A 21,889-nucleotide genomic window follows, 5' to 3' on the forward strand; every position below is an offset into this window, starting at 1 on the left:
GACGCTGACGGGCAAGGAACGAAAGCACCGGCCCGCCGTTCACCGCCGGAATGCCCCGTGAGCCGCGCCTAGCCCAGATTTTCGCGCGTTTCGCGTGTCTTGGCACGTGTGCGCTGTTGTCGGCCTGCGAGCCGGGCATACTGGACCCCGCAGGGCCGATCGCGGCAGGCGAGCGGAGCATCTTCTGCAATTCGCTGGCGGTGATGCTGGCGATCGTCGTGCCGGTGATCGTGCTGGCCTTCGCCTTTAGTTGGTGGTTCCGCGCGAGCAACACCCGCGCAAAGCATCTGCCCGAATGGGCCTATTCCGGGCGGTTGGAACTGTTGGTCTGGTCGATCCCGGCGCTGGCGATCATGTTCCTGGGCGGCATCGCCTGGATCGGCAGCCATGACCTCGATCCGCCCAAGCCGATCGCCTCCAAGGCGCGGACGATGACGGTCGAGGTCGTCGCGACCGACTGGAAATGGCTGTTCCTCTACCCCGAACAGGGGATCGCGACGATCAACCGGCTGGTCGTGCCGGTGGGCACGCCGGTGAGGTTCCGCATCACCTCGGCAGGCGTCATGAACAGCTTCTTCGTGCCGCGACTGGGCAGCCAGATCTACGCCATGTCGGGCATGGACTCGACGCTCCACCTGCGCGCCGACAAGGCCGGACGGTATCGCGGGCTGTCGGCGCATTATAGCGGGGAGGGCTTTGCCGATATGGACTTCTTCGTCGATGCGGTGCCGCAAGCGAGCTTCGACCGCTTCGTCGCGACCGCCAGGGCCGGGAAGGGCAAGACGCTCGACTGGGCCGAGTTCGTCGCGATGGCGCGGCCCAGCCGCAATGTCCGCCCCGCCAGCTATCCCCGGCTCCAGCCCGGCCTTTACGACCAGATCGTGATGCGGAACGGCGCACCCGAGGGTGAGAAAGCCAAGGACGGGCGCGAGCAATGAGTTTTACCGGCAAGCTCGGCTGGGACTCGATCCCGTTCCACGAACCTTTGCCGCTGGTGTCGGCGGCGGTCATCGGGGCGTTGCTGCTGGGTGTCCTCGTCTGGGTCTGGCGACGCGGGCATCTGCCCTATCTCTGGAATGAGTGGATCACCAGCGTCGATCACAAGCGGATCGGCGTGATGTATTGCCTGCTGGCGGGCGTGATGCTGTTGCGCGGTTTTTCCGACGCGTTGCTGATGCGGTCGCAACAGGCGATCGCCTATGGTAACGAAGGCTATCTGCCGCCCGATCATTACGACCAGATATTCTCGGCGCATGGCACGATCATGATCTTCTTCGTGGCGATGCCGTTCATGATCGGGCTGATGAACTTCGTCGTGCCGCTGCAACTGGGCGTGCGCGACGTGGCCTTTCCGACGCTCAATTCGGTCAGCTTCTGGCTGACGTGCAGCGGCGCGCTGCTCATCAACATGAGCCTGGTCATCGGCGAGTTCGCCAAGACCGGCTGGCTGGTCTATCCGCCGCTGTCGGAGTTGCGCTTCTCGCCGGGTGTCGGCGTCGATTATTATCTCTGGGCGCTCCAGATATCGGGGATGGGGACACTGCTTTCCGGCGTCAACCTCGTCACTACCATCCTGAAGATGCGCGCGCCGGGCATGGGCTATAGCCGGATGCCGATGTTCACCTGGACCTCGCTGGCGTCCAACCTGCTGATCGTCGCGGCCTTTCCGGTGTTGACCGCGTGTTTGGCGATGCTGATCCTCGACCGCTATCTCGGTTTTCATTTCTTTACGGCCGATGCGGGTGGCAACCAGATGATGTTCGTCAACCTCATCTGGGCCTGGGGCCACCCGGAAGTCTATATCCTGATCCTGCCCGCCTTCGGCATCTTTTCCGAGATCATCTCGACCTTCTCGTCCAAGCCCTTGTTCGGATACCGCTCGATGGTCATCGCGACCATGGTGATCTGCATCCTGTCCTTCATGGTCTGGTTGCACCATTTCTTCACCATGGGGGCCGGGGCCGATGTGAACGGCTTTTTCGGCATCACCACGATGATCATCGCGGTGCCGACGGGGGTGAAGGTCTTCAACTGGCTGTTCACCCTCTATGGCGGGCGCATCCGCTTCACCTCGATGATGCTGTGGTCGATCGGGTTCATCGTGACCTTCGTGATCGGCGGCATGACCGGGGTGATGCTCGCGGTGCCCCCCGCCGATTTCGTGCTGCACAACTCGTTGTTCCTGGTCGCGCATTTCCACAACGTCATCATCGGCGGTGTGCTGTTCGGGGCGTTCGCCGGCTTCACCTTCTGGTTTCCCAAGATGTTCGGCTTCACGCTGGACGAGACCTGGGGCAAGCGCGCCTTCTGGCTGTGGATCAGCGGCTTCTACCTCGCCTTCATGCCGCTATACGTGCTGGGCCTGATGGGCATGACGCGGCGGATGCAGCATTATGATGTGCCCGGCTGGCATCCCTGGCTGATCGCCGCCGGACTGGGCGCGCTCCTGATCCTGGCCGGGATCGGGTGTCAGGTCATGATGCTCTATGTCTCGATCCGCACCCGCAAGGACCGCATCGACGAGAGCGGCGATCCCTGGGACGGTCGCACGCTGGAATGGATCACCACCTCGCCGCCGCCCGCCTTCAACTTCGCGGTGCTGCCCGATGTGAAGGGCGAGGAAGCCTATTGGGGCATCAAGGCGCGCGCGCGGGAGAACCGGGCCCTGTCCGACCGCCCCGATTACGAACCCATCGAGATGCCCCGCAACTCACCGACCGGGGTGGTCAGCGCCTTTTTCGCGACCGTCATGGGCTTTGCGCTGATCTGGCATATCTGGTGGCTGGTCGTGCTGGGCTTTTTCGGCGCATGGGGGACGTTCGTGGTCTTCGCCTGGCGCGACAAGGCGGAGTATGAAATCCCGGTCGAAGAGGTCGAACGGCTGGACCAGGCGCGCCGTCGCAGCAAGGCGACCCTGCTCGACCTGCCCGAAGAGGCGCTGTCATGAGCCAGGCCGCGCAGACGCACGATCCCAACAAGCTGGGCCGCGCCGCCGAGCCCAACCCGGACGGCCCCGCGCCCAAGCGGGTGGTGGTGTCCTATGGCTTCTGGATATTCCTGCTGTCGGACTTCATCCTGTTCGCCTGTTTCTTCGCCGGCTATGCGGTGTTGAAGGACGCGACGGCGGGCGGTCCTTCGGGCAAGGACTTGTTCGAGCTGGAGCTGGTCGAGACGGAGACGGTGCTGCTGCTCCTCTCCAGCTTCGCCTGCGGCATGGCGGGGATCGCGACGCTGGCGCGCGACATGCGCTGGTTCCAGATCGCGATGGCGGCGACCGGCTTGCTGGGCGCGGGATTCCTGGCGCTGGAGGCCTATGAGTTCCTGCACCTGATCGGCGAAGGCCATGGGCCGGGGCGTAGCGCCTTCCTGTCGGCCTTCTTCGCACTGGTCGGGTGCCATGGGCTGCACGTCATGCTGGGGCTGCTCTGGCTGACGACGATGATGGCGCAGGCTTGGGCCAAGGGGTTTCGCGAGGATATCCTGCGCCGCATCCTGTGCTTCAGCCTGTTCTGGCATGCGCTCGACATCATCTGGGTGGCGCTGTTCACGATGGTCTATCTGATGGGAGTGCGCGGATGAGCGAGCGGCCCGACGAGGAAATGGCCCGCGACGAAACCGCGCCGGGCGAACAGAGCGAGAAGGACTCGATCGTCGGTGGCGTGCGCAGCTATGTCGTCGGCCTGGTCGCGGCGGCGATCCTGACGACAGCGTCCTTCGCGCTGGTGCAATTCGACATCGTCTGGGGCCCCGCCGTGCCCGCCGCTTTGGTCGCGCTGGCGATCGGGCAGATGGGGGTGCATCTGGTGTTCTTCCTCCACATCACCACGGGGCCGGATAACAGCAACAATGTGCTGGCGCTGTTGTTCGGGGTGCTGATCGTGGCGCTGGTGCTGCTGGGGTCGATCTGGATCATGGGGCATCTGAACCATAATCTGATGGGATCGATGGCGACGCCTTAGCTCTGGATCACGGTGCCCCGGATGGCGAAGACACCACGTGCTCGGCCAAAGCGGAGGGTCAGGCTTTGGTCGCCGAGCGGCAGGTGCAAGGCGAAGCCGTCGCCGTCCCAATCACCCGGCGTCATCGGATCGCCGGAGAGGGTGCGCCATTCGGCATCGGCCAGCCAGTCCGTCCAGTCGATCGGCGTATCCCGGCGGAACTGGCTGAGCCGCGCGACGAAATCTTCCAGCGCGTCGTCGCGGTTTTCCCAGTCGAGCCATGTCGTGTCGTTATCCTGCGCATAGCCGTTGTTGTTGCCTTGCTGGCTGCGGCCGAACTCGTCGCCTGCGGTCAGCATCGGGGTGCCGCGCGACAGGAACAGCGTGGCGAGCATCGCGCGGACCGAGGCATGGCGCGCGGCCAGGATAGCGGGATCGTCGGTCGGTCCCTCGACACCATGGTTCCACGACACTTCGTCGCCATGCCCGTCGCGATTGTCCTCGCCATTGGCGTGGTTGTGTCGCTCGGCATAGGCGGTCAGGTCGGCCAGGGTGAAGCCGTCATGCGCTGCGACGAAATTGACCGAGCGGCTGGTGGCGCTGGCGAATATATCCGCCGAGCCCGCGATCCGGGTCGCCAGATCGCCCGCCCGCCCGTCACCGCGCCAGAAGCGGCGCACCTGGTCGCGATATTTGTCGTTCCATTCCAGCCAATGGTCGGGAAATTGCCCGAGCCGATAGCCGCCGGGGCCGATGTCCCAGGGTTCGGCGATCATGATGCGGCTTGAGAGGATCGGGTCGGCGGCGATCTCGGCGAAGATGGGGGCGCGGGCGTCGAAACCCGGTCCACGTGCGAGCACCGGCGCCAGGTCGAAGCGGAAGCCGTCCACCCCCGCCCGCGCGAAATGGCGCAAGGCATCGAGGATCATCGCGCGCACGGCCGGGCGGCTGGCGTCGAGCGTGTTGCCCGTGCCCGCATCGTTGATCAGCGTGCCGTCGGGCGTGCGGGCATAGACGTCCGGGTCGAGCCCGCGAAAGGACAGCGTGCCGCCCTGCACATCGCTCTCCCCCATATGGTTGAAGACCAGGTCGAGGATCGCGCCGATCCCCGCCTCGCGAAGCGCCGCGACAGTGGCGACCAGTTCGGCGACCCCACCCGGCACCCGCTCCGGGCAGATCGCCATCGGCACGACCGGGTTGTAACCCCAGGCGTTGCGTAAGCCGAGCGGCGGCAGATGGCGTTCGTCGATGGCGGCGGTGATCGGCATCAGCTCGACGGCAGCCACACCCAGCTTGCGCAGATGATCCAGCACGGCGGGATGGGCGAGTGCCGCCAATGTGCCGCGCTGTTCGGGCGGGATGGCGGGGTGGCGCATGGTGAAACCGCGCACATTGAGTTCGTAGATCAGCCTGCCCGGCCGGAACAGCGGCGGGGCCGGGGTGTCGGTCAGTGGGGTGACGATACGGGCGCGGGGTATGATGTCGGCCGTGTCTTCGCCATAGGCGACCAGACGCCGAGACTGGACGAAGGGGCGGTCGAGTTCTAGCGCATAAGGGTCGACCAGCAGTTTGGCGGGGTCGAACCACAGGTTGCGCGCCGGGTCGTATTCGCCATGGGCGCGATAGCCGTAGAGAGGGGCGGGGTCGGTGACGGTAGCGGTCCACACATCGCCGTCGCGGGTCATGGGGATTCGGCGTTCGTCCGAGCCATCGAACAGGCAAAGCTCCACTCGCCCGACGGTCGAGCGCACCGCGAAGCGGGTGCCGCCGGAGACGGGAGTGGCGCCGAGAGATGGGGGGTGATTCGTCATGGCGCGATCACCCTAACCTACTCTGACCACCCCGGCGAAGGCCGGGGTCCAGTTGGGGCGGCTTCTCGGGCGTTTCACGCGCTTGGTGGCATCTGGACCCCGGCCTTCGCCGGGGTGGAAGGGGACGGAGCCTCTCCCCCACGCCGATCACGTCACCACATCGGGTTCGGTGCGCCCGGTATGCTGGGTGATGCCCGCGATCTCGTCCGCCGCCGCGATGATGTCGGCGAGCATTTCGGGCGTCTCGCGGTCGAGTTCGTCCGCCGCGTAACGCTCCAGATAGACGCGCAGCGTCGCGCCGCTGGTGCCGGTGCCAGACAGGCGGAATACGACACGGCTGCCGCCCACGAACAGCACGCGGATGCCCTGGTTGCGGCTGACCGACTGGTCGGTGGGGTCGGTATAGGCGAAGTCGTCCGCCGTCTCGACCGTCAGCCCGCCGAACGTCTCGCCCGGCAGGGTCGCCAGCTTCCCACGAAGATCGGCCATCAGCGCATCGGCCCGCTCGCTCTCGACGCCCTCATAGTCGTGGCGCGCATAGTAATTGCGGCCATAGGTCGCCCAGTGATCGCGCGCGATGGCGTCGACCGACTTGCCCGCGGCGGCGAGGATGTTGAGCCAGAGCAGCACCGCCCATAGCCCGTCCTTCTCGCGCACATGGTCCGAACCCGTGCCCGCGCTTTCCTCGCCGCAGATCGTCGCCATCCCGGCGTCGAGCAGATTGCCGAAGAACTTCCACCCCGTAGGCGTTTCATAGGCCGGGATGCCCAACTTCTCGGCCACCCGGTCGGCGGCGGCGCTGGTCGGCATCGAGCGGGCGATGCCCTTCAGGCCACCGGCATAAGCGGGCGCGAGATGCGCATTGGCCGCCAGCATCGCCAGGCTGTCCGACGGCGTGATGAAGCGCCCGCGTCCGATGATCAGGTTGCGGTCGCCGTCCCCGTCCGAGGCCGCGCCGAAATCGGGCGCGTCGGGGGCCATCATCCGGTCGTACAACGCCTTGGCATGGACCAGATTGGGGTCCGGATGATGCCCGCCGAAATCGGGGAGCGGGGTGCCGTTCTTCACGGTGCCCGGCGCGAAGCCCAGCCGGTTCTCCAGAATCTCGGTCGCGTAAGGGCCGGTGACGGCGCTCATCGCGTCGAACGACATGGTGAAGCCGCCCTCGACCGCACGTCGGATCGCGGCGAAGTCGAACAGGCTCTCCATCAGCGTGGCGTAGTCGGCGACGGAGTCGATCACCTCGACGGTCATGCCGCCTACCGTCACCTCGCCCAGCGTATCGAGGTCGATATCGTCGGCCTCGACGGTCAGCCAGCGGCTGATCGACTTGGTGTTGGCATGGATGGCGTCGGTCACCTTCTCGGGCGCGGGGCCGCCATTGGAGATGTTGTACTTGATGCCGAAGTCCTCATCCGGCCCGCCCGGATTGTGGCTGGCCGACAGCACCAGGCCGCCGAGCGCTTTCCGCTGGCGGATCACGTTGCTGGCGGCGGGCGTCGACAGGATGCCGCCTTGGCCGACCACGACGCGGGCGAAGCCGTTCGCCGCCGCCATGCGGATCGCGACCTGGATCACCTCGCGGTTCAGGAAGCGGCCGTCGCCGCCGATCACCAGCGTCTTGCCGGTCTTCTCATCGCCCAGCGCATCGAACACCGACTGGATGAAATTCTCGGCATAGTTGGGCTGCTGAAAGACCCGGACCTTCTTGCGCAGGCCGGAGGTGCCCGGCTTCTGGTCCAGATAGGGCTGCGTTGCGACCGTCTTGATCATTTGTCCCCCAGAACGGATCGGTAAAGTTCGGCATAGTGGCGGCCGCTATGGTGCCAGCTATAGTCGGCGTTCATGCCATTGATCTGCATGGTCCGCCATTGGTCTTGATCGGCGTAAAGTCTCATAGCGCGACGCAGCACCGCGACGATATTGTCGGCGGTGACATGGTCGAATTGCAGGCCGGTCGGAACGCCCATGGCCAGCGCCGCTTCATTGGCGTCGATGATCGTATCGGCCAGCCCCCCGGTCCGCGCGACCACAGGCACGCAGCCATAGGCCAGGCCGTATAGCTGGGTCAGCCCGCACGGCTCGAACCGCGAGGGGATCAGGATCGCGTCGCACCCGCCCTGAAGCAGATGCGAGACCGGCTCGTCATAGCCGATTCGCACCGCCACGTGCCCCGGATGGCGAAGCGCGGCGGTGGCGAAGGCGATCTCCAGCGCCGGGTCGCCGGTGCCCAGCACCACCAGCCGCCCACCCAGGGCCACGAGATCGTCCACCACCTCGACCAGCACATCCATGCCCTTTTGCCAGGTCAGGCGGCTGATGACGGTGAAGATCGGGCTGTCATCCTCGTCCAGTCCGAACGCTTTCTCCACCGCGCGCTTGTTGGCGATGCGGTCGTCCAGCGTCTCGACGGTGAAGGGGGCGGGCAGGGCGGCGTCGGACTCGGGGCTCCAGATGGCCGGGTCGATGCCGTTGACGATGCCGCTGACGCATTCGGCGCGGGCGGCGATCAGCCCTTCCAGGCCCATGCCATACTGCGCCCGGTGGATTTCCTCGGCATAGGTCGGGCTGACCGTGGTGATCGCGTCGGCGGTGCGCAGGCCCGCCTTCAGATAGCCGACCTGGCCATAATATTCGACGCCGTCGACCGACCATGCCTCGGGCGGCAGGCCGAGATCGGGGAAGTGGTGCGCCGCGAACGAGCCCTGGAAGGCGATATTGTGGATGGTGACGATGCTCTTGGCGACCTTGCCGGGGCCGGGCGCGTAATGCAGGAAGGCGGGGGCCAGTGCGGCCTGCCAGTCATGCGCGTGGAGCAGGTCGAAATCGTAACCCGGCACCGCACCCGAGGCGAGGTCCGCGCCCGCCCGCGCCAGCACCGCGAAGCGCCGCCAATTGTCGGGCCAGTCGTTGCCGGCGGTATCGACATAGGGAAGCCCCTCACGCTCCCAAAGCTGTGGCGCGTCGATCACCAGCAGCCGGTGCGTCCCGATCATCGCCTCGCGCAGCCACGCCTCGGTGCCGATGATGTGGGGGAAGTGATGGACGCGGGGCGCATCGTCGCCGATCGCGCGCATCACCTTGGGGAAGCCGGGGATCAGCGTGGTGACGGCGATATCGTGGGGGCTGAGCGCCTCGGGCAGGGCGCCCACGACATCGGCCAGCCCCCCGGTCTTGATGAGCGGAAAGGCTTCGGAGGCGACGGACAGGACGGAGAGGGTCATGATGGCTTTCAGTGGGCCAGACGATCGATCATCGGCTGGGTGATCAGGCATATACCCTTGTCGGTCCGCCGGAAACGATGCGCGTCGAGCACGGGATCGTCGCCGACGACCAGCCCGTCGGGAATCTTGACGCCGCGATCCAGGATCACCCGCCGCAACCGCGCGCCGCGCCCGATATGGCAGAAGGGCAGGACCACCGCCTCGTCCAGCATCGCGAAGCTGTGGGTGCGGACCCCGGTCGAGAGCAGCGAACGATGGATGGAGGAGCCCGACACGATACAGTCGCCCGCGACCAGGCTGGCCACCGCCGATCCGCGCCGTCCGTCCACGTCATGGACGAACTTGGCCGGGGGCGTGATCTCGGCATAGGTCCAGAGCGGCCAGCTTCGGTCGTAGAGGTCGAGTTGCGGCACCACATCGGTCAGGTCCAGGCTCGCCTCCCAATAGGCATCGACGGTGCCGACATCGCGCCAATAGGCCCCCGGTTCGTCATGCGAGCGGACGCAGGAGGCGGAGAAGCGATGCGCCTGCGCTTTGCCGTGCTGGACCAGATAGGGGATGATGTCCTTGCCAAAATCGCGCGACGAACCGGGCGTTTGCGCATCGCGGCGCAACTGTTCGAACAGGAAGGACGTGCGGAAGACATAGATGCCCAGCGACGCCAGCGCCACGTCCGGATTGCCGGGGATGGAGGGCGGATCGGCGGGCTTTTCGACGAAATCGACGATTCGGTCGGTTTCATCGACATGCATGACGCCGAACGCGCTCGCCTCGGCGCGGGTTACCTCCAGACAGGCGACGGTGACGTCGGCGCCACTGTCGCAATGCTGCTGGAGCATCAGTTCATAGTCCATCTTGTAGACATGGTCGCCCGCCAGGATGACCATGAATTCGGGCGCATAGCTTTCGATGATGTCGATATTCTGAAAGACGGCGTCGGCGGTGCCCTCATACCATTGGAATTCGCTGATCCGCTGGCTGGCGGGGAGGATGTCGAAGCTCTCGTTGCGTTCGTCGCGCAGGAAGTTCCAGCCGCGCTGGAGATGGCGGATCAGCGAGTGCGCCTTGTACTGGGTCGCCACGCCGATCCGCCGAATGCCGGAATTGATCGCGTTGGACAAAGCGAAGTCGATGATCCGCGCCTTGCCGCCGAAATAGACGGCGGGCTTGGCGCGGGTGTCGGTCATCTCCATCAGGCGACTGCCCCGGCCGCCCGCCAGCACATAGGCCATGGCATCGCGCGCCAGCGGTTGTCCGCGCCTCAGGTCCATCGTCCGTCTCCCGTCCATCTGTTGGTATCGCAACGCGCATTCCGGGCGTTCGTGTTCGTATAAAGCTATGAACCTGGATCAGCCATCGAAGCGCAGGATGACGGTGGCCAGCGGCGGCAGCGTGACCCAGGCCGCGCCGTCACTCGCATCCACGCCGCCCATATTGCCGAGGCCCGAACCCCAATATTGGCTGGCATCCGAATTCAGCACCTCGGTCCATCGCCCGTCATGCGGCAGCGGCAGGCGATAGGGCGCGCGCGCCACCGGCGTCATGTTGGCGATGACCGCGACCGGCTTTTCGCCCGGTGCCTTGCGCAGCCAGGCGAAGACCGAATGCGCGCTGTCGTCCGCGACCAGCCATTCGAACCCCTCGCGCTCGCAATCGCGGGCATGGAGCGCGGGCGTGTCGCGATAGAGATGGTTGAGGTCGCGAACCAGCGAGCGGACGCCCTCATGCGCATGGCTGCACCGCAAATGCCAGTCGAGCGGGCGATCCTCCGACCATTCCTCGCGCTGGGCGAATTCCTGGCCCATGAACAGCAGCTTCTTGCCCGGATAGGCCCACATAAAGGCGTAATAGGCGCGCAGATTCGCGAATTTCTGCCAGTCGTCGCCCGCCATCTTGGTCAGCAGGCTGCCCTTGCCGTGCACCACCTCGTCATGGCTGAGCGGCAGGACGAAATTCTCGTCGAAGGCGTAATGCAGCCCGAACAGGATCTCGCCATGATGGTGCCGCCGATGCACGGGTTCACGCCCCATATATTGGAGCGTGTCGTGCATGAAGCCCATGTTCCACTTGAACCCGAAGCCCAGCCCGCCGTCATGCGCGGGCGCCGAGACGCCAGGCCAGGCCGTGGATTCCTCGGCGACGGTGAAGACGCCGGGATGCTGGCCGTATACCTGCCGGTTGACCTGGCGGAGGAACTCGACCGCTTCCCAATTCTCGCGCCCGCCCTGTTCGTTGGGCACCCACTCGCCGTCCTTGCGGCTGTAATCGCGGTAGAGCATCGAGGCGACCGCATCCACGCGTAGCCCGTCGATATGATAACGCTCGGGCCAGAACAGCGCGTTGTTGACCAGGAAGCTCGCCACCTCGCGCCGCCCGAAATTATAGATGGCGGTGTTCCAGTCGGGGTGGAAACCCTGACGCGGGTCCTCGTGCTCGTAAAGCGCGGTGCCGTCGAAATGCGCCAGCCCATGCGCGTCGGTGGGGAAGTGGGCGGGCACCCAGTCGAGGATCACGCCCACGCCGGCCCGATGTGCGCCATCCACGAAGCGGGCGAACCCTTCCACATCGCCGAACCGCGCGGACGGCGCGTAGAGCCCCGTCGTCTGATAGCCCCAACTCGGGTCATAGGGATGTTCGGAGATGGGCAGGAATTCGATATGGGTGAAGCCCATCTCGACCACATAGGGGATCAGCCGCCCGGCCAGCACGTCCCAGCTTAGATACCAGCCATTCTCGTCGCGGTCCCAAGACCCGGCATGAACCTCGTAGATGCTGATCGGCACGCGGCGCGGGTCGATCCTGGACCAATGCTCGCGATGGGGGGCGTCCTTCCAGACATGCTGGGGCGGGGCGGTCGTCACCGAGGCGGTCTTGGGGCGAAGCTCGGCGGCGAAGGCGAAGGGGTCGGCCTTCATCGGCTGTTCCGCGCCATGCGGGCCGGTGATCGCGAACTTGTAGGCGCGGCCCTCGCCGATATCGGGGATGAAGATTTCCCACACCCCGACATCCAGCCGCCGCCGCATCACATGGCGGCCGGGATTCCAGTCGTTGAAGTCGCCGACGACCGCCACCCGCTCGGCATTGGGGGCCCAGACCGCGAAGTGCACACCGGCAACGCCCTGATGCTCGATCAGATGCGCGCCCATCTTGTCGTACAGGCGGAAGTGATTGCCCTCGCCCATCAGGAAATCGTCCAGCGGGCCGAGCACGGGGCCGAAGCTATAGGGATCGGTGATCCACCATTCCGCACCGTGGCCCTTGGCGCGATATCTGACCGGCTGGGGCTCGCCCGACACCGCGCCTTCGAACAGTCCGCGCGGATCGACCTGCTTCAGATCGCCCAGGGCCTTGCCGGTCAGGTCATGCGCGGTCACCTCCTCCGCCCCCGGCACCAGGGCGCGGAGAAACGTGCCGTCTGGCCCCTGATGGGGCCCCAGCAACGCGAAGGGATCGGCGTTGCGGCCTTCGATCAGGGCATCCAGAGCGGCACGGGGAGGTTTCACATCACGTTCCAGATTTCCTCGGCATATTGCCGGATGGTGCGATCGGAGGAGAACCATCCGACTTTCGCGACATTGTGGATGGCCGAGGTCGCCCAGCCCGCCTGGTCCTGCCAGCGGGTGTCGACCTGACGCTGTGCGGCGGCATAGGCGTCGAAGTCGGCGGCGACCATGAACCAGTCGCCATCGTACAGCCCGCCCATCAGCCCGGCATAACGGCCGGGATCGTCGGGCGAGAACACGCCCGAGGCGATGGCGGAGACGGCCTGGCGCAGTTCCGGACTGTTCTCGATCGCCTCGCGCGGGTTATAGCCGTCGCGGCGCTTGGCCGCGACCTCGTCGGCGGTCAGGCCGAAGATGACGATGTGATCGTCACCGACATGCTCCTTGATTTCGACATTGGCACCGTCGAGCGTGCCGATGGTCAGCGCGCCGTTCAGCGCGAACTTCATGTTGCCGGTGCCCGACGCTTCCATGCCCGCGGTCGAAATCTGTTCCGACAGGTCGGCGGCGGGAATGATCTTCTCCGCCAGGCTGACATTGTAGTTGGGGATGAAGCCGACCTTCAGCAGATGGCCGACGCTGGGGTCCGAATTGACCCGGCGGGCGACGTCATTGGCCAGTTTGATGACCAGCTTGGCATTGTGATAGCTCGACGCCGCTTTCCCCGCGAACAGCTTGACGCGCGGGGTCCAGTCGCGTTCGGGATGGCTGCGAATCTGGTCGTAGAGCGCCACCGTCTCGATGATGTTGAGCAACTGGCGCTTATATTCGTGGATGCGTTTGATCTGGACGTCGAACAGCGCATCGGGGTCCACGCGCAGCCCGCTCGATTCCCGGAGATAATTTGCCAGCCCCACTTTGTTGGAACGTTTGATTCCGAGGAAGCGTTCCCGGAAATTCGCGTCCTGTGCGAATTCCGTGAGCGCTATCAGCCTCTCGGCGTCGTCTTCGAAGCCAGGGCCGATCGCCTCGCGGATCAGAGCGGTGAGTTGCGGATTGCATTGCTGCAACCAGCGGCGCGGGGTGATGCCGTTGGTCTTGTTGTTGATCCGCGTCGGATAAAGGCGATGGAGGTCGGCGAAGACGGTCTGCTTCATCAATTCGGTGTGTAGCGCGGCGACACCGTTGACGCTGTGGCTGCCCGCAAAGGCCAGGTTCGCCATGCGCACCCGCCGCTCGCCGCCCTCGTCGATCAGGCTGATCGCGGCGATGGCGCGGTCGTCGATCCCCTCGACCGCGCGGGCCTCGCGCAGCAGCTTGGCGTTGATCGCGTAGATCAGCTGCATGTGTCGCGGCAGCAACCGCTCGAACAGGTGCAGCGGCCAGCTTTCCAGCGCCTCGGGCAGCAGCGTGTGATTGGTATAGCCGAAGGTGCGCCGCGTGATGTCCCACGCCTCGTCGAAGCCCAGATCGTGCTGATCGACCAGCAGCCGCATCAACTCCGCCACCGAGACGGCGGGGTGGGTGTCGTTGAGCTGGATCGCCGCCTTGTCGGGCAGGGTGCGGATATCGTGGAAATACTGAATATGCCGCCGGACGATGTCCTGGAGCGAGGCGGAGGAGAAGAAATATTCCTGTCGCAGCCGCAGTTCCTGACCCGCTGGCGAACTGTCGGAAGGATAGAGGACGCGGACCAGCGTCTCCGCCGCCATCTGCCCGGCCAAGGCGCCGGTATAGTCGCCTGCGTTGAACCGATCGAGCCGGATCGGGTCGATCGCCTGCGCGGTCCATAGGCGTAGCGTGTTGACCCGCTTGCCGCGCCAGCCGACCACGGGGGTATCGACGGCGATGGCCTCGATCGCCTCGGCGGGCTTCCAGTGGACCGCACCCGTCTCGGTCCCGATCACCTCGCCGCCGAAGCCGACGAAATAGGCGCTCTCGCGCCGCTCGAATTCCCAGGGGTTGCCATGGCTCAGCCAGGTTTCGGGGAGTTCCACCTGCCAGCCGTCATCGATCCGCTGGCGGAACATGCCGTTCACATAGCGGATGCCATAGCCGTAAGCGGGCAGGTCGAGGCTGGCGAGGCTCTCCATGAAACAGGCCGCCAGCCGCCCCAGGCCGCCATTGCCCAGTGCCGCGTCGGGTTCGATCTCCTCCAGCGCGGCCAGATCGACGCCCAGCGTCTGGAGCGCGCCCGCCACCTGCGCCATCACGCCCAGATTGGACAGCGCGTCGCGCAGCAGCCGCCCGATCAGGAACTCCAGGCTGAGATAATAGACCCGCTTGGCCCCCGCCGCATGGGCTTCGCGGGTCGAGGCCATCCAGCGTTCGATGATGTCGTTGCGGACGGTCAGGATGGTCGCGGCCAGCCAGTCGTGCGGCCGCGCATTGGCGGCATCCTTGCCGATCCGGTGCACCAATGTGTCGACGATCGCGTCGGCCAGCGGTCCGGTGTCGTCGACATGCAGGGTGGTGATGGTGGTCGTCATTGATTCGGGCGTCCCTGTCGGTCCAGTCCCGCCCAGCTTAGCTGCGCTACAAGTGAAGTCACGCGGCATTCCCTCGCAACTGCGAAAGAGATCAGCCCGTCGTCAGCCCCCACAACAGGGTCAGGTTCAGGGCGATGATGATCGCCGCAATGATCCAGGCCAGGATGCGCAGCCAGACCGGGCTGGCGAAGGGCCCCATCATCCCCCTGTCCGCCGTGAAGCGGACCAGCGGCACCACCGCGAAGGGGAGTTGCAGGCTGAGGATCACCTGGCTGAGCACCAGCAGCCTGGTCGCGCCCGTCTGTCCGCTCGCGCCCACGACCAGCACGGCGGGAATGATCGCCAGCCCGCGCGTGATGAGCCGCCGCAGCCAGGGGGCGAGCCGCAGGTCGAGGAAGCCCTCCATCACGATCTGCCCGGCCAGCGTCCCCGTCACCGTCGAATTCTGGCCCGAGGCGAGCAGCGCCACGCCGAACACCACGCTCGCCGCGCCCGCGCCGAGCATCGGGGCGAGCAGGCGGTACGCCTGGTCGATCTCCGCCACATCGGTCCGCCCCGCGACGTGGAAGGTGGCCGCCGCGACGATCAGGATCGCGGCGTTGATGAAGAAGGCGAAGAACAGCGCCACCGTGCTGTCGATCGTCGCCATGTTGATGGCGTCGCGCTTGCCCTCGGGCGTGAGGCCATAGGCGCGGGTCTGCACCACCGAGGAGTGGAGGTAGAGATTATGCGGCATCACCGTCGCGCCGAGAATGCCGATCGCGATGTAGAGCATCGCCGGGTCGGTCACGATGCGGGTGGAGGGAATGAAACCCGCCATCACCGACCCCGGATCGGGGCGCGAGGCGATCAACTCGTAGAGGAAGCAGCCGCCGATGATGAGGAGGAGCGCGATGATGAACGCCTCCACCTTGCGGAACCCGTAACGCTGGAGCGCGAGGATCAGGAAGACGTCGAGGCCGGTGATCAGCACGCCCCAGACCAGCGGCAGGTCGAACAGCAATTGCAGCGCGATGGCTGTGCCCAGCACCTCGGCCAGATCGCAGGCGATGATCGCGATCTCGCAGAGTAGCCACAGGATGCGCGAGACGGGCTTGGAGTAAGCCGCGCGGCATGCCTGCGCCAGGTCCAGCCCGGCGGCGATGCCCAGCCGCGCCGACAGCGCCTGAAGGATCATCGCCATGATGTTCGACAAGAGGATGACCGAGAGGAGGGCATAGCCATAGGCCGATCCGCCCGCGATATCGGTCGCCCAGTTGCCCGGATCCATATAGCCGACCGCGACTAGATAGCCCGGCCCGGCAAAGGCGAACAACCGTCGCAGGAAGGAGGCTCCCTCCGGGATGGCGATCGAACGATGGCTTTCGGCAAGCGAGCGGGTGGCGGGCGTGGCTACGGTCATCGACCTTGAGATGTGACGGAAATGCGCCAACGCGACAACCCGGCAAAGCGTTGCGGCAGATCAAGCCGGGGTCGTCATCCCGGCACGGGCCGGAATCTCTTCGATAGGTGGTTACGGTCGCTAAAGGCCCCAGCCTGCGCTGGGGCGACGGTATAGAGCGCCCCCCTTCTCCTGTAGGGGATCGTTGCGAAACCTATCGCGCCATCCCGGCCTTCGCCGGGGTGGCGGACAGGGGGAACGGAAGGGTGACTTTCGCAACGATCCCCTGAAGGGGAGGGGCTATCCCCAGGGACCACCCCATGTCGTCATGGTCTAGCCCGCGCTGCCTACCACCGCACAGGCCAGCGCCATCAGCAGCCCGGCGAACCGGTTCGACCGGAACCGGTGCAGTGCGCCCGCGCCGTCGTCGGGCTGCAACGTCGCAACCTGCCAGGCCAGATGCACCGCGACCGGCACCAGCGCGGCGACCGCCAGCGGATCGGGCCGCACCAGCCAGATCGCGCCCGACCAGCACAGCACCGCCGCGACATAGAAGGTCCCCACACCCGGCTTCACATAGGCCCCCATGCGCAATGCCGAGGAACGGACCCCGATCAGCGCATCGTCCTCGCGGTCCTGAAGCGCATAGATGGTGTCGTATCCGATCACCCAGGCGATGGACCCGGCATAGAGCAGCCAGAGCGGCGTCGAGAGTTCCCCGGCCACCTCCGCCCAGCCGACCAGTGCCGCCCAACTGAACACCATGCCCAGCCACGCCTGCGGCCACCAGGTGATCCGCTTCATGAAGGGATAGGCGGCGACCGGCGCCAGGCTGGCCACCGCGACGATCGCGGCGAGGGGCCGCAACTGCACCAGCACGACCAGCCCGATCAGGCACAGCACGCCCAGCCAGATCGCCGCCAGCTTCACCGACACAAGCCCCGAAGGGATCGGCCGCGCTCGCGTCCGCGCCACCTTGGCATCCAGATCGCGATCGACGATGTCGTTGAAGACGCAGCCCGCGCCCCGCATCGCGATCGACCCAAGCAGGAACCACGGCACCAGCGGCCAACGCTGCGGCAGTCCGCCCGCCAGCGCGATCGCCCAGACGCCGGGCCAGAAGAGCAACCACCAGCCGATCGGCCGGTCGAACCTGGCCAGCAATGCGAGCCCCCGCCACCGGGGCGGCAGCCGCCCGACCAGCCCCTTATGCTCGCTATCGGGTACGATCTCGATGGTCATGCTCCCGCGCCTATGGACGTCCCCCGTGGCGCGCAAGTGCGTTCGCACCTATCTTCACGCCGTGACCTCCTGTCCCGTCTCCATCCCATGATCGGCCTGTCGGTCGCGGTCGGCCGTTTCGTCGAGGCGCTGTTCTGGGCGATCCTGCGTGTGGCGGGGATGGTCGGCGGGCTGGTGCTGCTCGCGGCGCTGGGGCTGATGATCCTCTGGTGGCTGATCCGGCGGCGTTAGGCGGCCAGCATCGCCAGTTGCGATCGAATCACGTCCAGATTGTGCTGCGCCAGATGGCTGCCGCGACCGGCGACGCTGCCCTCCAGTTGCGGACGCTCGCCGATGGCGAGGCAACGTTCCCAGGCGCCCTCGGCCAGCGGCAGCCAGTGGTCGAGCGCGCGGGCCGGTTCGGCCAGCGCCAGGTCGAGCAACAGGTCGCCCAATATGAAGAAATAATCGGGTGACTCCGGCCAGTTGGCAAACTCGCCGTCCGCCAGTGCCAGGGCCTCGTCCGGCCGTCCGGCCTTGGCCAGGAATGGGATGGCGGTGATGACCAGTTCGTGCCGCCAGTTCGCGGTCGGCGCGGTGGCCGCCAGCGCGCGGGCGTAATAGTCGCAGCCGGCGGGGATATCGCCGCGCATCTGCGAATCCTTGCCCAACTGGTAAAGGAGATAGGCGTCGTCGGGGCGTTCGGCGAAATCCTCGAGCAGCAACTGGTGGTTGCGGTCCTTCTTCCGCTCGATCTGCGCGGCGCGATAGCCATCATGCCCGATGTCGAGCGCGATCCGGTGGCGGGGCAGGGGAGAGGCGATCTGTTCGTGGACGCGCCCTTCGTAGAAGACGCCGCGCGGCACCAGCCGCGTTACCCAGCTTCGCGACGCCGTGTCCGCCCCTTCCGCCTCGTTATGGATGCACGGGCACCCCAGCCGATCGGGCGCGGCGGCGCACCATTGGCGAATGATCGCGCCGCCGCCCGCGATCCACTCATCGGCATCGAGGATCAGGTTCCAATCCGCATCGGCCAGCATCAGCGCATGGTTGCGGGCGACCGCGAAACTGTCGGGCCAGTCGAGATGATGGACCTCCGCCCCCAGCCCCTCCGCGATGGCGACGGTATCGTCGGTCGATCCGGTGTCGAGCACGACCATCCGGTCGACCCAGGGCGCCACGCTGGTCAGGCAGCGGGCGATGCTGCGCGCTTCGTCGCGGACGATCAGCACGGCGGCGATGTCGGTCGTGGTCCGTGCCATGGGCGCGACTTTCCCTCTCGGCCATGGCCGGATGCGATGGCGTCGCGCCGTTAAAGCGCATCGGGGTAAGGAAAGTCTGAACGCGCCCTATTTCGCCAGCCGTCCATCCTCGAGCGCCGCCATGTCGAACGGGAAGAGCAGGTCGGGGTCGGGCAGTTTGACGTCCGTCGCGATCTCGGGTGGGGCGATGCGGTGGAGGATGTGGCGGATGATCGCGATCCGCGCGTCCTTCTTGTCGTCGGCACGGACGATATGCCACGGCGCGAAGGGGGTGTGGGTGCGGGTCAGCATCGTGTCGCGCGCCGCCGAATAGTCCGCCCATTTGGCCTGCGCGACCTTGTCCATGTCGGACACCTTCAGCGCCTTCAGCGGATCGGTGCGCCGCGCCTCCAGCCGTTTCTCCTGTTCGTCCTTGGAGATGTCGAGCCAGATCTTGACCAGCTTGATGCCGCTTTCGACCAGCATCCGTTCGAAATCGGGGGCGTCGCGGAGGAACGCCTCCTGCTCGGTGGCGGTGGAGAAGCCCATCACCACCTCCACGCCCGCGCGGTTGTACCAGCTTCGGTTGAAGATCACGATCTCGCCCGCCGCAGGCAGATGGGTGGCGTAGCGCTGGAAATACCATTGCGTCCGCTCGCGATCGGATGGCTTGGGCAAAGCGACGATGCGGGTGGCGCGGACCGAGAGATGCTCGGTGATTCGCTTGATCGTCCCGTCCTTGCCCGCCCCGTCGCGCCCTTCCAGCACGATGACGACGCGTTCGTCGGTGTCCGCCATCGCCATCTGGGTGCGGACCAGCGCCAGTTGGAGTGCTTCCAGTTCCTCGTGATAGTGTTTCGCCATCGTCACCTCCTTGGGGGAAGAAACACCCGAAACCGCAAAAGTGGCAAGCGCCGCGCGACCCGTGTAAGCGAAGCCGATGCCCGCTACCCCCGCCTGGCCGCCCCAATCCACGCCCCGCCTGTTCGTCGAGCACATGCTGGCCGAGGGACCGATCCGCATCGACGGCCCCGCCGCGCATTATCTGGTGTCGGTGATGCGCACCCGGGTCGGCGATCCGGTCAAGCTGTTCGACGACCCGCACCGGGGAATGGCTGGGCGTCGCGGCGTCGGTCGGCAAGCGTGACCTGACACTCGATGTGACCGAGCGGCTTCGCGAGCGCGAGGCGGTGCCCGACCTGTGGCTATGCGCCGCGCCGCTGAAGAAGGGGCGGGTCGACTGGCTGGCGGAAAAGGCGTGCGAACTCGGCGTCGCGCGGCTGGTGCCGGTCGTCACCCGCCGCACCGTGGTCGACAAGCCCAATACCGAGCGTCTGCGCGCGCACATGATCGAGGCGGCCGAGCAATGCGGCCGTACCGCCCTGCCGGAAGTGGCCGAACCGGTGAAACTGCCCGCGCTGCTCCGCGACTGGCCGGAGGGGCGGGCGCTGTTCTTCGCCGACGAGACCGGGGGCGTCCCCGCGCTGGAGGCGATGCGCGCGCATAAAGGTCCGGCGGCGATCCTGATCGGGCCGGAGGGCGGCTTCGACGCTGAGGAGCGCGAGGCGATTCGGGCGCACCCGTCCGCCATCGGCATCGGCCTGGGCCCGCGCATCCTGCGCGCCGATACGGCGGCGGCGGCGGCGGTGTCGCTATGGATGGCGGCGGCGGGCGACTGGTGTTGATTCACCCTATGGCGTCGCCGCGCGCGCCCGCGTAAGGCGCGGTTCATGAGCACCAAGACCGCGAGCACCGCCAAGGGCGCCATCATCGAGTCCCGCGACCAGTTGATCGCCAGCTTCGCACGCGGGGAAAAGCCCCGCGACCGCTGGCGGATCGGAACCGAGCATGAGAAATTCGTCTATGCGCTGGGCGACCATCATGCGCCCTCCTATGACGAGGCCTCGGGCATTCGCGCGCTGCTTGGCGAGTTGGAGCAATATGGCTGGGAGCCGGTGCTGGAGGGCGGCAACGTCATCGCACTGAACGGTGCGGACGGCTCGATCAGCCTGGAGCCCGCCGGCCAGTTCGAACTGTCCGGCGCGCCGCTCGACAATCTGCACCAGACCTGTGCCGAGACGGGTCGCCATCTGCAACAGGTGAAGGCGGCGGGCGAGAAGCTGGGCCTGGGCTTCCTCGGTCTCGGCATGTGGCCCGACAAGACCCGCGCCGAACTGCCGATCATGCCCAAGGGCCGCTATGCGATCATGCTGCGCCACATGCCGCGCGTCGGCTCACTGGGGCTCGACATGATGCTGCGCACCTCGACCATCCAGGTGAATCTGGATTATGCGTCCGAGGCCGACATGGTGAAGAAGTTCCGGGTCGGCCTGGCGCTCCAGCCGCTGGCGACCGCTTTGTTCGCCAACTCGCCCTTCACGGAAGGCAAGCCTAACGGCATGCTATCCTTCCGCAGCCATATCTGGTCGGACACCGACCCCGCGCGCACCGGCATGCTGCCCTTCGTGTTCGAGGACGGGTTCGGTTACGAGCGCTATGCCGACTATGCGCTCGATGTGCCGATGTATTTCGTCTATCGCGACGGCAAGTATATCGACGCGGCGGGCCTGTCGTTCCGTGACTTCCTGAAGGGCGAGCTGTCGGTCCTGCCGGGCGAGTTGCCGACGATCGAGGACTGGAACGACCATCTGTCGACCGCCTTTCCCGAGGTGCGGCTCAAGACCTTCCTGGAGATGCGCGGCGCCGATGGTGGCCCGTGGAACCGCATCTGCGCGCTGCCCGCGCTCTGGGTCGGGCTGCTCTATGACGACGCGGCGCTGGATGCGGCCTGGGATCTGGTCAAGGGCTGGTCGCTGACCGAGCGGCAGGCGCTGCGGGACGCGGTGCCCGAACTGGCGCTCGACGCGCCGCTGCCGGGTGGCGGGCGGTTGCGCGATATCGCGGGCGAGGTGCTCGACATCGCCCATGCGGGGCTTGCCGCACGTGGGCGGCTGAACGGGGCGGGGGATAACGAAACCGGCTTCCTCGACCCGCTGCGCGAGATCGTCCGCTCGGGCAAGGTGCCCGCGCAAGGGTTGCTCGATCGGTATAACGGCGAATGGGGTGCGGATATTGCGCGGGTCTACGGGGAAGCGAGCTTCTGAGGTTTTCCCGTAGGCTTCGACTTCGCTCAGCCTGAAC

16 protein-coding genes and 1 pseudogene are annotated in these 21,889 nt (G+C 66.2%); 7 read left to right on the plus strand and 10 right to left on the minus strand.

Going from position 1 to position 21,889, the window contains the following annotated elements; genetic code table 11:
- Positions 1-50: 50 nt before the first annotated feature.
- Genes cyoA through cyoD form a run of 4 tightly spaced genes read left to right on the plus strand, consistent with a single transcriptional unit; the run spans position 51 to position 3,959 of the window.
- On the plus strand, positions 51-938 hold the full coding sequence (gene cyoA, locus QE379_RS05045; protein ID WP_306998455.1) for a ubiquinol oxidase subunit II: 888 nt from the start codon (positions 51-53) through the stop codon (positions 936-938).
- Complete coding sequence (gene cyoB, locus QE379_RS05050; protein ID WP_306998457.1) at positions 935-2,947, plus strand: cytochrome o ubiquinol oxidase subunit I; 2,013 nt, start codon at positions 935-937, stop codon at positions 2,945-2,947. The genes cyoA and cyoB overlap by 4 nt, the downstream gene beginning before the upstream one ends.
- Entirely contained in the window at positions 2,944-3,579 is a 636-nt protein-coding gene (locus tag QE379_RS05055) for a cytochrome (ubi)quinol oxidase subunit III (RefSeq protein ID WP_306998459.1), read from the plus strand. Before cyoB ends, QE379_RS05055 begins: the two co-directional genes overlap by 4 nt.
- Positions 3,576-3,959, plus strand: a complete 384-nt coding sequence (gene cyoD, locus QE379_RS05060) for a cytochrome o ubiquinol oxidase subunit IV (RefSeq protein ID WP_306998461.1) — start codon at positions 3,576-3,578, stop codon at positions 3,957-3,959. The genes QE379_RS05055 and cyoD overlap by 4 nt, the downstream gene beginning before the upstream one ends.
- Here cyoD and glgX read toward each other — a convergent pair.
- The 8 genes from glgX to ubiA all read right to left on the minus strand — a co-directional run bounded on the left by glgX (position 3,956) and on the right by ubiA (position 17,528).
- Positions 3,956-5,749: a glycogen debranching protein GlgX gene (gene glgX, locus QE379_RS05065; RefSeq protein WP_306998463.1), complete on the minus strand. Its 1,794-nt coding sequence runs from the start codon at positions 5,747-5,749 to the stop codon at positions 3,956-3,958. The two genes, cyoD and glgX, sit on opposite strands and share 4 nt — an antisense overlap.
- 147 nt (positions 5,750-5,896) lie before the next feature.
- The gene (locus tag QE379_RS05070) at positions 5,897-7,522 is read right to left on the minus strand and encodes an alpha-D-glucose phosphate-specific phosphoglucomutase (protein WP_306998465.1); all 1,626 of its coding nucleotides are present in this window, start codon (positions 7,520-7,522) and stop codon (positions 5,897-5,899) included.
- Positions 7,519-8,973 (minus strand): glycogen synthase GlgA, encoded by a 1,455-nt coding sequence (gene glgA / locus QE379_RS05075; protein ID WP_306998467.1) that lies wholly within the window; start codon positions 8,971-8,973, stop codon positions 7,519-7,521. The genes QE379_RS05070 and glgA overlap by 4 nt, the downstream gene beginning before the upstream one ends.
- An 8-nt stretch (positions 8,974-8,981) precedes the next feature.
- Positions 8,982-10,244 (minus strand): glucose-1-phosphate adenylyltransferase, encoded by a 1,263-nt coding sequence (gene glgC / locus QE379_RS05080; RefSeq protein WP_306998469.1) that lies wholly within the window; start codon positions 10,242-10,244, stop codon positions 8,982-8,984.
- Between the two features lie 78 nt (positions 10,245-10,322).
- On the minus strand, positions 10,323-12,476 hold the full coding sequence (glgB, locus tag QE379_RS05085; protein WP_306998471.1) for a 1,4-alpha-glucan branching protein GlgB: 2,154 nt from the start codon (positions 12,474-12,476) through the stop codon (positions 10,323-10,325).
- Positions 12,473-14,905: a glycogen/starch/alpha-glucan phosphorylase gene (locus QE379_RS05090; protein WP_306998473.1), complete on the minus strand. Its 2,433-nt coding sequence runs from the start codon at positions 14,903-14,905 to the stop codon at positions 12,473-12,475. Before QE379_RS05090 ends, glgB begins: the two co-directional genes overlap by 4 nt.
- A gap of 91 nt (positions 14,906-14,996) precedes the next feature.
- The gene (locus QE379_RS05095) at positions 14,997-16,307 is read right to left on the minus strand and encodes an Nramp family divalent metal transporter (protein ID WP_306998475.1); all 1,311 of its coding nucleotides are present in this window, start codon (positions 16,305-16,307) and stop codon (positions 14,997-14,999) included.
- 312 nt (positions 16,308-16,619) lie between these two features.
- Positions 16,620-17,528 (minus strand): 4-hydroxybenzoate octaprenyltransferase, encoded by a 909-nt coding sequence (gene ubiA / locus QE379_RS05100; protein WP_306998477.1) that lies wholly within the window; start codon positions 17,526-17,528, stop codon positions 16,620-16,622.
- 87 nt (positions 17,529-17,615) lie between these two features.
- Here ubiA and QE379_RS05105 point away from each other — a divergent pair, with 87 nt between their 5' ends.
- Positions 17,616-17,759 (plus strand): hypothetical protein, encoded by a 144-nt coding sequence (locus QE379_RS05105; RefSeq protein WP_306998480.1) that lies wholly within the window; start codon positions 17,616-17,618, stop codon positions 17,757-17,759.
- Here QE379_RS05105 and QE379_RS05110 read toward each other — a convergent pair.
- Entirely contained in the window at positions 17,756-18,769 is a 1,014-nt protein-coding gene (locus QE379_RS05110; protein WP_306998482.1) for a glycosyltransferase family 2 protein, read from the minus strand. The genes QE379_RS05105 and QE379_RS05110 overlap by 4 nt on opposite strands.
- Before the next feature lie 87 nt (positions 18,770-18,856).
- Positions 18,857-19,612 carry a polyphosphate kinase 2 gene (gene ppk2 / locus QE379_RS05115; protein ID WP_306998484.1) on the minus strand — a complete coding sequence of 252 codons (756 nt, stop codon included), beginning with the start codon at positions 19,610-19,612 and terminating at the stop codon, positions 18,857-18,859.
- Positions 19,613-19,688: 76 nt separating this feature from the next.
- Between ppk2 and QE379_RS05120 the strand changes: the two are divergent.
- Together QE379_RS05120 and QE379_RS05125 are read left to right on the plus strand one after the other, a co-directional pair.
- Positions 19,689-20,433: pseudogene (locus tag QE379_RS05120) on the plus strand (16S rRNA (uracil(1498)-N(3))-methyltransferase).
- A gap of 45 nt (positions 20,434-20,478) precedes the next feature.
- Entirely contained in the window at positions 20,479-21,852 is a 1,374-nt protein-coding gene (locus QE379_RS05125) for a glutamate--cysteine ligase (protein ID WP_306998486.1), read from the plus strand.
- The last annotated feature ends 37 nt before the right edge of the window (positions 21,853-21,889 follow it).

Source organism: Sphingomonas sp. SORGH_AS_0879 (assembly GCF_030819175.1).
GTDB lineage: Bacteria > Pseudomonadota > Alphaproteobacteria > Sphingomonadales > Sphingomonadaceae > Sphingomonas.

Excerpts from the sequence above, each read along its gene's own strand:
- glgA (WP_306998467.1), bottom strand. The coding sequence starts at position 8,973 with ATGACCCTCTCCGTCCTGTCCGTCGCCTCCGAAGCCTTTCCGCTCATC.
- QE379_RS05070 (WP_306998465.1), bottom strand. The coding sequence starts at position 7,522 with ATGATCAAGACGGTCGCAACGCAGCCCTATCTGGACCAGAAGCCGGGC.
- glgX (WP_306998463.1), bottom strand. The coding sequence starts at position 5,749 with ATGACGAATCACCCCCCATCTCTCGGCGCCACTCCCGTCTCCGGCGGC.
- QE379_RS05090 (WP_306998473.1), bottom strand. The coding sequence starts at position 14,905 with ATGACGACCACCATCACCACCCTGCATGTCGACGACACCGGACCGCTG.
- QE379_RS05110 (WP_306998482.1), bottom strand. The coding sequence starts at position 18,769 with ATGGCACGGACCACGACCGACATCGCCGCCGTGCTGATCGTCCGCGAC.
- ppk2 (WP_306998484.1), bottom strand. The coding sequence starts at position 19,612 with ATGGCGAAACACTATCACGAGGAACTGGAAGCACTCCAACTGGCGCTG.
- cyoB (WP_306998457.1), top strand. The coding sequence starts at position 935 with ATGAGTTTTACCGGCAAGCTCGGCTGGGACTCGATCCCGTTCCACGAA.
- QE379_RS05105 (WP_306998480.1), top strand. The coding sequence starts at position 17,616 with ATGATCGGCCTGTCGGTCGCGGTCGGCCGTTTCGTCGAGGCGCTGTTC.
- QE379_RS05095 (WP_306998475.1), bottom strand. The coding sequence starts at position 16,307 with ATGACCGTAGCCACGCCCGCCACCCGCTCGCTTGCCGAAAGCCATCGT.
- QE379_RS05125 (WP_306998486.1), top strand. The coding sequence starts at position 20,479 with ATGAGCACCAAGACCGCGAGCACCGCCAAGGGCGCCATCATCGAGTCC.
- QE379_RS05055 (WP_306998459.1), top strand. The coding sequence starts at position 2,944 with ATGAGCCAGGCCGCGCAGACGCACGATCCCAACAAGCTGGGCCGCGCC.
- cyoD (WP_306998461.1), top strand. The coding sequence starts at position 3,576 with ATGAGCGAGCGGCCCGACGAGGAAATGGCCCGCGACGAAACCGCGCCG.
- cyoA (WP_306998455.1), top strand. The coding sequence starts at position 51 with ATGCCCCGTGAGCCGCGCCTAGCCCAGATTTTCGCGCGTTTCGCGTGT.
- ubiA (WP_306998477.1), bottom strand. The coding sequence starts at position 17,528 with ATGACCATCGAGATCGTACCCGATAGCGAGCATAAGGGGCTGGTCGGG.
- glgC (WP_306998469.1), bottom strand. The coding sequence starts at position 10,244 with ATGGACCTGAGGCGCGGACAACCGCTGGCGCGCGATGCCATGGCCTAT.